Genomic DNA, 13,810 nt, shown 5'->3' with positions numbered 1-13,810 from the left:
AAAAATAATCTGTTTGTTTTCCCCGGCTTTTAAGCGGATTGTCTTTTTATGGCCTTTGTAACTTATCGTCACTTTGCGGTCTGTCTTTGATCGGAAAGTGGCAGAACGTAAGGTCCCTTCCTTCCAGACCATATCTGTTTCAATTCCCGGCCGTGCACACAGTCCTTTCACTTCTCCGTCTTTCCATTGGGGCGGTAAGGCCGGAAGCAACTGTATTTCTTTCAGGTGGCTTTGGATCAGCATTTCTGCAATGCCGGCTGTACCTCCAAAGTTTCCGTCTATCTGGAAAGGCGGATGCAGGTTAAACAGGTTGTCCGCTGTGTTCTTCTGGAGCAGGAGATTTACATTCTTTCCGGCTTCTTCACCGTCCAGCAGACGCGCATAGAAGTTGATCATCCAGGCACGGCTCCATCCGGTGTATGATCCGTTGCGGTTCGCTTCGTTTTCATTGTAGTATCGGCGACGTTCAATGGTTTTCCGGGCGGCTTCGAACAACTGTTTGTTCGTTGGAGTGATTTGCGTGCCGGGATATAGTCCGAACAGATGCGAGATGTGGCGGTGTCCGGGCTCTGCTTCTTCATAGTCCTCTATCCATTCCTGGATTGTTCCGTAACGGGTGCTTATCCGGATGGGAGGAAGTTGTTTTCTGACTGCTTCCAGCCGGCGGTTGAAGGACATGTCGCTTGGTACGATTCTTCCCGCTTCAAGGCAGGCATCAAACAGTTCATGGATGATTTCGATGTCCATTGTCGCGCCATAGGTCAGATTATAATTCTTCCCGTTCAGCCGATAATGATTCTCCGGCGAGTTGGAAGGAGCAGTCACCCAATGTCCTTTTTTGTCTTTCACCAGGAAATGGAGCAGGAACTCGGCAGCCTCAGCCATGCAGGGATAAGCCTCTTCACACAGATACTTCTTGTCTTCCGTAAAGCGGTAGTGTTCCCATAGATGCAGAGCCAGCCATGCGCCTGCTATGGGGAAAGTTCCCCAACCCACTCCGTCACTGATGGACGTGTGTCCGTAAGGGTCGGTCAGGTGGTTCAGGGTCCATCCTTTTGAGTTGAAGGTTTTTCGGGCGGTGACACGGCCTGGCTTCCTCAACGCATTGATAAAACGGGAGAACGGCAGTACCGTTTCCGGCAGATTGCATACTTCCGCCGGCCAATAATTCATCTGTATGTTGATGTTGGTATGGAAGTCCGAACTCCAGACTGGGTAAATGTCCTGGTTCCAGATGCCTTGCAGATTGGCAGGCAAGATTCCCGGACTGCGTGAAGAGTTCATCAGCAGGTAACGTCCGTATTGGAAATAGGTGACAATAAGCGGCAGATCCGTTTCACCTTTTTTTACCCGTGCCAGTCGTTGGTCGATGGGTAAGTCTGGGGCTTCTCCCAGATGGAAAGACACGCGGTTGAAAAGCGAGGCATGCTCTTCCATATGCCGTTTGCGGATGGTGTCATAACATTTTTCGTCTATAGCTTCCAGCAAATCCTTGCAGCGCTGCATCGGATCGATGGATGAGTCAAAATCCAGTTTGCTGAAGTTGTAGTCGGTAGCGGCGGTGAAATAGAACACGGTTTCATCTGCCCCTTCCACGTAAAAGGCATTTGAACGTACTGTCATTTTCCCTCCTTTGTGTTTGCCCCGAACCAGTCCGGCAAAGCGTTCGTGCAGTCCGGGAGCACACATGTCTTCTTCCGGCAGGTCAAACACTTGCCCTTCGATAGCCAGGGTGTTTTTATCCAGCGGGTATGCTGTGGCATCCTGCTGCCGGGTATATTGCAGGCGGAAAGTCAGTGCTCCCGGCTGGTCGGCCCTGATGCGCAAGGCCAGTACATCGTCCGGAGCAGAAACAAAGAGTTCGCGTGTATATGTAACGTTTCCGATGCGGTAAGACACACATGCCAATCCGTTTTCCATATCCAGTTCACGGCGATAGCTACTGCCTTTGACCGATGGAGTGTGAGGTCCCCAAAAGTCAAGAAGCAGATTGCCGAACGTCTGATAAGGCCGGATGCGCATGGGATTGCTTTTCAGGCTTCTTTCAGAAAGTTCTTTGGCCTTGTCGATCTGCCCTTCCAGCAGGAGGCGTTGGATTTCGGGCAGGGTAGAAGAAGCGTCTGCATTGCTTTCTACAGGCATACCGCCCCACAGGCTTTCTTCATTCAGTTGGATATTCTCCGATTTTATTCCACCGTAAATCATGGCTCCCATCCGTCCGTTTCCTACAGGAAGAGCTTCTGTCCATTTGGAGGCCGGATGGTCATACCAAAGTACGTGGTCCGGATTTTTGGCGCTTGCAACAGGCAATACAGCCAGCATTGCTCCCAGAGTCACTGCCAGTTTCAGGCGGCAGCGGCTTTTTGATGTGATGAACTGATTTTTCATGCTTATTTTTTCAGGTATATTCATTCTGTATCGTTTTATCTGCGTCAATGGGTCAGGACACGACAGAGAAAGTTCCTTTCAAACGGATATCCTGGTAAGAGCGGCCTATTTTTACCGAAAACTTTCCAGGCTCTACCACATACTTCATTTCTGCATTCCACAAGCCTAGTTGGTTGTAAGGTACGGTGAAAGTTATGTTTTTTTCTTCTCCAGGTTGCAGAGCAATCTTATCAAATCCTTTCAGCATGGCTATGGGAGTGACTATGCTTGACACTTCATCGCCGATGAAGAGCATCGGCACTTCTTTGCCTTCCCTTTCTCCGGTATTTTTCACGCGGAAGGAAATCTTCACATCCTGTCCGGCGGTTACCAGCGTATCCATCTTCAGATCCGAGTATTCAAAGTTCGTATAGCTTAATCCATGTCCGAAGCAATAAGCCGGGCGGTCGTCGGCACGCGAAGAACCCAAGCCATAGCCGGTGGTATAGCGGGTGTCGTTCTGATAATAGTACATTGGAATTTGTCCGGCATGCTGAGGTATGGTGACGGGCAGCTTGCCTGACGGATTAACCTTGCCGAACAGCACTTCGGCCACGGCCTGTCCGCCATACATGCCCGGTTCCCAGGCATCCACAATGGCCGGAACATGACGGGTAGTCCATTCGTTGTTCAGCGGTTTCCCATTGACAATGACAACCACTGTCGGGATTCCGGTACGGCTGACAGCCTGTATCAGTTCTTCCTGCCGTCCGTAGAAATCAACGGACGGTCTGTCAGCGGATTCTCCGTATGTGCGGAGTCCCCAGTCAGAGCGCAAGCCGTATCCTCCCACCGCTATGACGGCCAGGTCACAGGTGCGTGCTTTTCGGACAGCGTCAGCGATGCTGTAGTCTGAAATCTCGCCGCCTTCTTCCAGTATGCGCGCTTGTGTTACCGGGTCGGTCGTATCTGTTTTGTCCTTAGATGCTTTTCCACGGATGCGTCCGCTGTTGCTGTAAATCACTTCGGCCTTTCCTTCTGTTTCCTGGCATACTCCCTCCAAAATGGTAGTCACCATTTCTTCCGGCTGAGGGTTTGCCCAGTCACCCAAAATAGCCTGGTTGTCAGCATTGGGCCCGGTCACCAGAATCCGTCTGTATTTTTTCATGTCAAGTGGCAGGAGATTGCCTTCGTTTTTCAGCAGTACGATGTTTTCTCTTGCTCCCTCCAAAGCCAGTGTCCGATGATCTTCTGGTGCACAGACCTCTTTGGCCGGGTCTGCATAGCGGTTCTCAAAAAGCCCCAGTTCAAATTTGACACGCAATATACGGCGCACCGCATCGTCTATCCGCTGTTCGGGTATTTTTCCTTCTTTCACCAGTTCTTCCAGCCAGGGACGCATCAGTCGGGTGCTGTCCCCTCCATAATACATGTGCATGTCCAGTCCGGCATCGAAAGCTTGTCTTACGGCATCTTTCTGGTCGGCTGCTACATGGTGGATTTTCATCAGGTTTTCCACGTCGCCCATATCGCTGATATAAAATCCGTCGACTCCCAGTTCATCTTTCACTACATCCGTCAGCAGCCATTTTGAGCTGTGAGCCGGAATGCCGTCCACGTCGTTGTGCCCCGGCATGATGGTCATGCAGCCAGCTTCGACAGCGGCTTGGAAAGGAGGCAGGAAGTAGGAGCGCACCTCCCGCTCAGACAATTTGGCCGAAGCGTGGTTACATCCTCCTACGGAAGCTCCTCCGCCCAGCAGGTGTTTTACGCTGACCGCTACACGATCCTGCGGGTTTTCCCAGTCTTGCAGACCGGACACGGCACAACGCACCATCTCGCTGGCCAGATAAGGGTCTTCTCCATACGTTTCTCCGGTCCGTCCCCAGCGGGCATCATGCACGATGTCCACGCAGGGTGCGAATGTCCATTGATTTCCGGTTGAACGGATTTCAGAAGCCGATGCCGCGTACATCGCTTTCACCAAGTCGCGGTTGAAGGTTGCAGCCATACTGATTGCGGACGGAAAAACCGTTTTCCCTGACAAGACCCCGTAGCCGTGCGCGGCGTCCACGCCTATCAGATAAGGTATCTTCAGCCGCGTCTGTTCAGACAGTTGCTGTATTTCGTTCATCACGTCCGGTTTGCCTTCGCCTATCCAGGCTCCATAGTCCAACTGTCCCAGCTCCTTTATTTTCTCTTTGTCCCAGACGGGCACCATGTCCATCTGACCTATTTTCTCTTCCAAGGTCATTTGCGAAAGCAATGCTTCCACCCGTTTTTCTGTAGGTTGCGCGGCGTCCATATACACTGAGGTATCCGGTTCACCGTTGCCGGTGCAGCCGTACAGCATGCTTGCTGCAATGATAAGCAGCGGCCATTTGCTCTTTTTCATTGTTTGGTTTCTCATTATAAGGTTATTGATATGTTAATATATGTCTTTATCTTTTGCAGATTTCGTAAAGTGTTCCGGACTCTGTAGAAAACTCGATGGTCGGTTCCATGTTGCTGTCAGCAGGCCCTTGTTCCGTGCAAAGAACAGAGAGTCTTCCTCCGGTGTGCATATTCCGTATGCTTTCTCTTTTGTGCTATTTGTAGAGCAGGAGCATAATATGCTGCATGCTATGAACAGCGTGAAATTTGTTCCTGGTAGTTTCATGTCTTTAGTTGGAAAAAATCCGATAAATAAAATAAAAGTATTGTTTTCTATGCTTTAGAATTTGTTCGACAATGTGACATTCAGCGTATTCTGCGCCTTCACTTCCAGTTCTTTTGTTTCGTATCCTTTTTTATTGAAAACCAACGTGCCGGCAGAAGTCGCCCGAATAGTGTATTCTCCTTTTTCGTTGGTCGATACACTTCCTTTCTCTCCCTTCACACTAACCTGCACATTGTCCAGTGCTTTCGCCTGCACGTCCCTCACGATTCCCCTGACTGTCATGCTCTTGCCCTTTGCTGTCGGAGTCACTTCGGCCTGTGGCAGAGCTTTCTTTTCCATCTTGTCCTGCTTTTCGCCTACATGGAGCGTTTTCTTGAAGAAAATGTTGTCGGAAGCAGTTCCGATCATAAATTCAAAATCCCCGGGCTCTACCGCATACTGCATGTTTTTGTCATACAGTCCCAGCTCGTCCACCGGAACGGCGATTTCTGCTGTAGCGTTTCCGCTGGCAGGCACCGTAACTTTGGCGAAGCCTTTCAACTGTTTTGCCGGCATGACCACGCTGCTTACCAGATCCCTGACATACACCTGCACCGTTGACTTTCCCTCAATGGCACTCGTATTTTTCACATTCACCCGAATGTGTACGGTGTCGGTCAGGCTATAGGTGTTTTTGTTGAAGCGTACGTCACCGTATTCAAAATGAGAGTAGCTTAAACCGTGTCCGAATGCCCACAAAGGTTCAGGATCAGAAAATACATAGTCACGTCCCGGTCTGTTGATGCGTCCCGGCGAGCGATAAAATCCTTTGTCGGAGGGCAGGCGGTTGTAGTGTACAGGCAAGTGTCCCACGCTTTGGAGGATGGAATAGCAGAAGCTGCCCGATGGATTTACTTTGCCGAACAGGATGTCGGCAATTACTTCACCTTCTCTTTCGCCTCCGTACCATTGGAACAGGATTGCAGGAATATGCTCTTTCTCCCAAGCGATGGAGAATGGGCGTCCGGTTGCCATTATTAAAACCACAGGCTTGCCGGTTGCATAGATCTCCTTTATCAGGTCACCTTGAACGCCGGTCAGATTTAAATCTGTCAGGTCATAGCCTTCACCGCAAGTGCAATTGCTGTAGTCGCGTGCCAAAGAGGCGCTGCAGATCCCATGAACAACAGCACGACATCCGATTTTTTTGCGGCGGCCACCGCCTCTGCAAATCCCGACCTGTTGTCAGAAACCAGATCGCATCCTGCTGCATAATGAACATCCAGTCTGTTTCCTGCAAGATTGCGTATTCCTTGCAAGGGCGTAATTCCGTCTTTGTTGTCACGGCTCCAGGTATAGTCGCCGAACTGTACCTGATTGGCATTGGGACCGATGACTGCAATAGATCTCAGGCTGTTTATGTCGAGCGGCAGCAGGTTGTTGTCGTTCTTTGCCAGCACCACACTTTCTTCCGATATTCTGCGTGACAACGCGATGTGTTCTTCGGTATGCACTTTTGCATCGTATTCTTCAAGGGGAAGCCCATACGGATTTTCAAATAATCCGGCCTTGAACTTCGCATAAAGAACCCTTGAACAGGCCTGGTCTACATATTTTATATCCAGTTTGCCCGAGCGTACCATCTCTGGTATGCGGGCATAACAGTCGCTGGACGCTTCCAGGTCGGTGCCGGCTTCCAATGCCATCTTGGCAGCCTCTTCAGCATCAGCCGCCACTTTGTGAAAACTGTACAGCATAGATACAGCTCCCCAGTCTGAATAAGTATATCCTTTAAACCCCCATTCGGTGCGCAGCAAATCAGTCAGCAGCCATTTCGATGCCGTGTTCGGAATCCGGTTGGTCGAATTGTAGGCCGTCATTACAGCGTTCACCCCCGTCCTTTTTACGGCCACCTCGTATGGTTTCAGGTAAAACTCTCTTAAATCTCTTTCGCCGGCCTCGGTGGAAGCCAAGTTCAGTCCGGAAGTGGGGATGCCATGAGGGCCAAGCACTTTCAGCATGGGTGAAATGCCGCCGTCGATGTATCCGTTGATTTCATGCACTCCCATCTGGGATACCAGGAACGGATCTTCTCCGAAACTCTCTTCAACGCGTCCCCAGCGCAGTTCGTGTATCACATCAATGACGGGAGATAACACTTGATTCACTCCCATAGCCTTCAGTTCTCCCGAGATGGCCTTTGTCATCTGGTAGGCCAGGCCGGGGTTGAATGTGCAGCCTAATGCCACAGCTTGCGGGAAGATGGTGGCTCCGTCCTGTACGGCTCCATGAAGCGACTCGGAAACGGTGAAGATCGGGATTCCCAGCCGGGTGTTCTCGATGCAGTATTGCTGGATCTGGCGGGTGTATCGGGCCATTTCTGTTCCGGTTAAGGTCAGCCCTTCAACGGCTCCCCATCCTAGCGTGCCGATGATGTTTTTCATTTTGTCCAGATTTAAGGTACGGTCATCGTTCAGGATGCTTCCTTCGTGTATGTGGCGCAGTTGGGCCGTTTTTTCTTCTATGGTCATGCGGCCCAGCAGATCCTGCACTCTCGCTTCTATCGGCTGTGACGGATCTTTATATATAGGTGTGGGCTGTGCGTAAGACAGTATCGGGGCTGTCGAAATGAATGCAGCTAATGCTAATCGGAGTATGGGATACGTTTTTTTCATATTTGGTATTTTTTTCTTAGGTTGGTTGTTCTGTGCCGCCGGACCAGACTGAAATGCATGGCATGTATGCAAATTTGAATGATGCGCCGGCTTTGCAGGTAATTGCCGTTTTCTATGGGTCGGACGCAAGGGCGCAAAGCCGCAGCGGGAAGCACCGGATTTTCATCCGTATGCTCCCTGCGTCTTTGTGCTTCTGCACCCTTGGTTTATATCAGTAGAAGAAGCATTTGGTTTCTCCCTTCAGCTTAACTGGGCTGGACAAGATGCGGGATGTGAACCGTTCGGGAGCGCTCGGGCAGACATTGCCGGCATATACGGTGACTGTTCCCGGAGCGGTATTGGTATTTCCGCAATCGTCTACGTAAGCCAGGTCGTGCGTCGAGAGTTTGAAGACTACTGTTTTCTGTTCGCCCGGCTGCAAGGCCACTTTCTGGAAGCGTACCAGCTGGCAAATCGGAGCTTCCGGAGCAATGGCTTTGTGTGACAGATAAAGTTGCACCACGTCTTCGCCCGTACGCTTGCCCGTGTTTTTCACTTCCACACTTACGGTCAGGCTGTCGCCTATCTGCATTTCCTGAGGGCATTGCAGCTTGCTGTATTTGAAAGAAGTGTAGCTTAGTCCGTAGCCGAACGGATACAGCACGTCGCCTTTGAAATAACGGTAGGTGCGGTTGGACATGGAGTAATCTTCGAATGGCGGAAGGTCGGCGTCGGAACGGTAGAAGGTCACAGGCAGTTTTCCCGACGGATTGTAGCGTCCGAACAGAATGTCAGCCAGAGCCATTCCGGCAGCCTGTCCGCCATACCATGCCTGGATGATGGCCGGTATGTTTTCCGATTCCCAGTTGCAGGCGATGGCACTGCCCGACATGCAGACAAATACCATCGGCTTGTTCAGCCGGCTCAGCCGTTTCATCACTTCAGTCTGTACGGCAGGCAGCTGGATGGTGGTCCGGTCGCCTCCAATAAACCCTTCCGCTCCTCCTGCATCTCCCTCTTCACCTTCCAGCAGGGGAGAGATTCCTCCGGCATAGATAATCAGGTCTACATCCTTGTAGCGGTCGGCAAGATGTTCAAGGTCGGCATCTTTATTCAGTCTGGTGAAGTCCGATACCGCGTCGTATACAACTTCGATGCCTTTTTCCTGCTGCAAGGCTTCCAGCAGCGTCACGTTGTTGCTGGGTATGCCATTGTAGTTTCCGAGCTGGGTTGTTTCATTGTAGGCGTTCGGCCCTATCAGCGCTATTTTTCTGTATTTGTGCGACAGGGGCAGCAGGTTTCTGTCGTTTTTCAGCAGCACCATAGACTGCCGTGCTATCTTCAGTGCCTGCTCCTGGTGCGGACGGCATTCCAGCACGCTTTGCGGAATGTTGGCGTAAGGCACTTGGCTGGGAGGGTCGAACATGCCCAGGCGAAACCGTATCTTCAGCAGTTTTCTCAGAGAGATGTCTATCTGGTCTTCGGTGATCAGTCCGGCTTCTACAGCCTTTCCCAAGGAGCGGTATACATCTCCGCATTCCAGATCCGTTCCGTGCAGTACGGCATCGGCTGAGGCCGAAATGGAATCCGGATGTGTCTTGTGCCCGTAGAGAAAGTCTGTGATTGCCCAGCAGTCTGAAGTGACATATCCGTCGAATTGCCAGTCGTGCAGCAGTACTTTCCGCAGAAACAGGTTGCTTCCGCAGCAGGGCTGTCCGTTGAAGCGGTTGTATGCGCACATTACGCCAGAAACTTTCGCTTCTTTTACCAGACGGTAGAATGCAGGCAGATACGTTTCGTACAGGTCGTGCTCGCTGGCCGTCGCATTGAACGTGTGCCGCTGCGGTTCCGGTCCGCTGTGCACGGCGAAGTGTTTGGCGCAGGCCGACACTTTCAGGTAGCGGGGGTCATCTCCCTGCAGTCCTTTAACCATGGCGATGCCCATTTCAGAGGTCAGGTAAGGGTCTTCACCGTAGGTTTCGTGTCCGCGTCCCCACCGGGGATCCCGGAAGATGTTTACGTTCGGTGTCCAGAATGTCAGTCCGGTGTACCGCTGGAGGGTATTTCCTTTCTTTACGGAAGCGTTGTAGACGGCCCTGCCTTCATCAGCAATCATTCCGGCCGACTTGAACAGCTCTTCCGGATTGAATGTGGCCGCCAGTCCGATGGGCTGGGGAAATACGGTCACCTTTTCCGTGGAGCGGGCCACTCCGTGCAGGCATTCATTCCACCAGTTGTAGTCGGGTATGCCGAGGTGCGGTATGCCTTTGGAGGTATGAGTCATTTGGGAAATCTTTTCCTCCAGCGTCATGCGCGACACCAGGTCGTCGATACGCACGTTCAGAGGCAGTCCGGTATTGAGGTAGGGCAGTGTGTCCTGTGCATGTGAGAAATGCGTTGCCGCTCCCATGAGTCCGCACAGGAGGAGCCGCATGCAAATAGTTCTGTTCATGGTATGTTTTGTTTCTTAAGGTTGAAATAATTTATGTGCCTGTCTTTTCATTTGCCGATAAAATGAAACCAGTCGAAGTCTACATATCCTCCAATACCTTCCTCTGTTGTGCTGTAATTGAATAAAGCAAAGCGGTTGCCCGTCCATCGCAGCCCGTTTTTCATATAGAGGTCATTGCCTATGAGGTGGTAAGATTCTCCATCCAGGCTATAATAGAGATTGGCTTTAAAATTCCGGTCGGTTGCTCGCGCTCTAATCCAGATCCGTTCGCCGGTAAAGTTTTCTATTTCTTCTATAATTTGCCCGTGATTGCACATCACAATACTACGTTTTCCTTTGTTCTGGTGTATTCCGACATAGGCGTATGGCATTTCCCAAATTCCGAATCCGGCGATATTGCCGTCTTTCATCCCTCGTACATCCATAACCACAGTTCCAGTAGAGGACGGTCCTTGAACCCTTTGTGTAAGTGTGTTGCGGGCATTTAGCAGCGAATCTGCACGCATCGCTTTCAATCGCATGAAACCTTTGCGTTCCGTCAGGCTCCACATGCTGTTTTCCGGGTTGTGATTCCATTGCCATTGCAGCCCAAGTGTTTTCTTGTTAAATTCATCCGATGTGGCGGGAACTTTGATCGGGCTTTTCTTGCCAGTATCCGGTTTCTTATAGGTAATTACATCCCGTCCGTTGTCGCCCAGCATGGGCCATCCGTCTGTCCAGGTTACCGGAACGAGGTTGGGCACCCGGCCTATTCCGCCCCTGTCTTGCATGATGATGAACCACCAGTCACCGTTTTTCAGCTGCACCATCCCTCCCTGATGAAACCCGTTCTGAGGGTAGGTGTGGTCGTCATTCATAATCAGTTTATGCTCGTAGGGTCCGTAAATATTGTCTGACCGCAGGCAGATTTGCCATCCGTGACTGCCGCCGGCGGGACAGGTGATGTAATATTTGCCGTTTATTTTATAGGCATGGCTACCCTCCATTCCAAATCCTCCGCCAAACTCGTGTGCATTCTTGAACCTTTTTTCCCATATTTTGACAGGCTTTCCTTTTACTGATTTGGCATCAGCATTCAGTTCGGTTACGTAAAGCGTGCCTTGTCCGTGTACTACATAAACTTTTCCGTCATCATCAAACAGCAATCCCGGATCATACATGTATTCCGGAAAGATGGTGCGTTCCCATGGACCTTCCGGTTTGTCGGCAATGCAGATGGAGAAGTTTCCCTTTTCTCTTCCCCAGCCGTTCGGTGTGCAGAAACCTACGTAAAATTTTCCGTTGTGATGTCGGATTGTTGCAGCCCATGAGCCGTTCATGTACAGTGTGCCTCCTTTCATGTCGTAACGGGGGTCTTCGTTGTAGCGTTCTACGGCATAACCTGCCATTTCCCAGTTCACAAGATCCTTTGATTTCAGTATCGGGCAGCCGGGGACATATTGCATGCTGGTAGATACCATGTAGAAAGTGTCACCAACACGCATTACATCCGGATCTGCCCAGTCGCCCCAAAGAATGGGGTTTGTGAAAGTTCCGTCGCCGTTGTCCGGTGTCCATACTGTATGCAATTGAGCTTTGATTTGAAAAACGGCAAAGAAGCAGCTGAAGATAAAATAATAGAGTTTTGTGTGATTCATGGCTTTGTACGTTAATCTGTTTTTATTATAGGTCTGTTTTGAGAATAATTTTCAAATTGAAACGGAATAATATTTAGAGAGATTGTCCAGATATACACAAAAAATACGGAGCCGCAGGAATTCATTTTTCTCTGCGCCTCCGTATCTCTGCGTGTGGAGCCTTACTTAGACTTGTCTTCTTCGGCCCATTCCTTTGCGCCCTGCTCTTTCAGCTTGGCAGTGAAAGCCTTGGCCTTTTCCATGCTTTCCTGTTCAGCTTCGGGAGATGCATAGGCATGTTTGTAGCCTTTCACCACGTTCCATTCACCGCGTGTAAAGTCGGGGAACGCTACGGGAGCGCATCCGTTGTCCATCGAGAGTTCTCCCAGTTCGGCCAGACAGCACCATTCGGCAAGGTCGTAAACGTCCATGTCGAGCGGCAAACCGTTTTGCAGGCAATATACCAGACGGCTGTCCATGATGAAGTCCATGCCTCCGTGACCGCCCACTTCCTTAGCCATTTCGCCGTATTTCTTCAGAATGGGGTGCTGGTATTTCTCTACAAGCGCCTTTGATTCGTCTGCAGGCAGGAAGCCGTGGGCGCTCAGGTCGTCCACTTTGGGCTGTACGCCCGAAGCCGAGAGCTGGCTGGCATCCAGCGCATAGCCTTCCACCGGATACTTGTTGGCGAAGCCTTTGGTACCTGTCAATTGATACAGGCGGTTGTAGGGCTGCGGAGTCATTACGTCGTGCTGTATTTCAATAACCTTGCCGTTTTCCGTGCGGATCAGGGTGGTGGTATGGTCACCGTTGCGGAAGTTGCTGCAAGTAGAGTCTGTGCGCTCTTCTACCAGCGCTTTGCCGACAACTGACTTGGTGTCCATGGCTACCAGCGTCTTCATGCGGTCGCCGCGGTGGATGTTCAGCGCCTGTGCCACAGGGCCGAGTCCGTGAGTGGCGTACACATCGCCGCGGTGGCGCATGTTATAGTCCAGACGCCAGCCCAGCTTGTCATCCTTTCCGTTCTTCCAGTAGTAGTCCCAGAACTGGTCGAGATTGTGGATGTAGGCACCCTGTGCGCGGAGAATCTCTCCGAATACGCCGTTTTGCGCCATGTTCAGCGTGTTCATTTCAAACCAGTCGTAGCAGCAGTTTTCCAGAATCATGCAGTGCTTGCGGGTGGTTTCACTCAAATTGACCAGTTCCCAGCACTGCGACAGGTTCATGGCCGAGGGTACTTCGATAGCCACGTTCTTGCCATGTTCCATGGCGTATTTCGCGATGGGGAAGTGATGCAGCCAGTCGGCGGCGATATACACGAGGTCGATGTCTTCGCGCTGGCAAAGCTCTTCGTATCCTTTCTCGCCGTAATAGATGTCAGCCTTGGGCAGAGAAGCCGCCTTCAGGTACTTCTGGCAGCGTTCGGCACGTTCTTTTTCATAGTCGCACAGAGCCATGATCTGTGTGCCGGGGATGTGGGTAAAGCGTTCCACCGCTCCCGGACCGCGCATGCCCAGTCCGACAAAACCCACACGGACCACTTCCATCTTGGGTACAGTCAGTCCGATTACACTTTTTTGTCCGGCAGGGCGTTCGGGAGTTTCTACTACAATTGTCCCTTTGTCCCAACGCCATTCGGTTCCCTGCGCGCCTGTCTGCACGGCGGAATCCTGCTGTGCCGTGCAGGCTGTCAGACCTGTCAGCAGGCACAAGCTCAACGATAAATACTTCAGCTTTTTCATTTTAAAAATACATTTTATATGAATAATAAAAAAAGTGGTTATGCAAGTCAGCAGTCCGGCTGCCGGTGAATATCCGCCGGCTGCCGGAAGGAAACCTGATGGAGGATCCGGAAAGATTCATCTCCAGGTTAAAGATACGTATTTTTAGGTTAGAGATATGTATCTTTAGGCTGAAAATTTATATCTTCAGGTTAGAGATAAAGATTTTTATGGAACGGGGGTTGTTTTTTCCGTCGTTCCGCAGTTCCTTTCCGGTTTCCGGCCCTTTTGTTTCCCGTTTTTCCGGCAGACGGTTGCGGATCGCCTTTGGACTGTCCTTTGCAGAACCTGGGCGGAATCTT

The 13,810-nt window shown here is 51.0% G+C and carries 5 protein-coding genes and 1 pseudogene; all 6 read right to left on the bottom strand.

The annotated features are described in order from the left end of the window. A partial coding sequence (locus QUW60_RS14620) for a glycoside hydrolase family 95 protein (protein WP_289561406.1) occupies positions 1-2,388 on the bottom strand: 2,388 nt, incomplete at its 3' end. Between the two features lie 52 nt (positions 2,389-2,440). Continuing rightward, entirely contained in the window at positions 2,441-4,762 is a 2,322-nt protein-coding gene (locus QUW60_RS14615) for a glycoside hydrolase family 3 N-terminal domain-containing protein (RefSeq protein ID WP_289561404.1), read from the bottom strand. 318 nt (positions 4,763-5,080) lie between these two features. Beyond that, positions 5,081-7,680, bottom strand: a pseudogene (locus QUW60_RS14610) (glycoside hydrolase family 3 N-terminal domain-containing protein). 211 nt (positions 7,681-7,891) lie between these two features. Beyond that, positions 7,892-10,111, bottom strand: a complete 2,220-nt coding sequence (locus tag QUW60_RS14605; protein ID WP_289561403.1) for a glycoside hydrolase family 3 C-terminal domain-containing protein — start codon at positions 10,109-10,111, stop codon at positions 7,892-7,894. Between the two features lie 47 nt (positions 10,112-10,158). After that, positions 10,159-11,748: a glycoside hydrolase family 43 protein gene (locus QUW60_RS14600; RefSeq protein ID WP_258338806.1), complete on the bottom strand. Its 1,590-nt coding sequence runs from the start codon at positions 11,746-11,748 to the stop codon at positions 10,159-10,161. A gap of 161 nt (positions 11,749-11,909) precedes the next feature. After that, entirely contained in the window at positions 11,910-13,469 is a 1,560-nt protein-coding gene (locus QUW60_RS14595; protein ID WP_258338807.1) for a Gfo/Idh/MocA family protein, read from the bottom strand. Positions 13,470-13,810 lie beyond the last annotated feature (341 nt).

The organism is Bacteroides gallinaceum, from assembly GCF_030373775.1.
Taxonomy (GTDB): Bacteria; Bacteroidota; Bacteroidia; order Bacteroidales; family Bacteroidaceae; genus Phocaeicola; species Phocaeicola excrementipullorum.
This window is presented reverse-complemented; position numbering and strand designations above follow the sequence as displayed.

Excerpts from the sequence above, each read along its gene's own strand:
- QUW60_RS14595 (WP_258338807.1), bottom strand. The coding sequence starts at position 13,469 with ATGAAAAAGCTGAAGTATTTATCGTTGAGCTTGTGCCTGCTGACAGGT.
- QUW60_RS14605 (WP_289561403.1), bottom strand. The coding sequence starts at position 10,111 with ATGAACAGAACTATTTGCATGCGGCTCCTCCTGTGCGGACTCATGGGA.
- QUW60_RS14600 (WP_258338806.1), bottom strand. The coding sequence starts at position 11,748 with ATGAATCACACAAAACTCTATTATTTTATCTTCAGCTGCTTCTTTGCC.
- QUW60_RS14615 (WP_289561404.1), bottom strand. The coding sequence starts at position 4,762 with ATGAAAAAGAGCAAATGGCCGCTGCTTATCATTGCAGCAAGCATGCTG.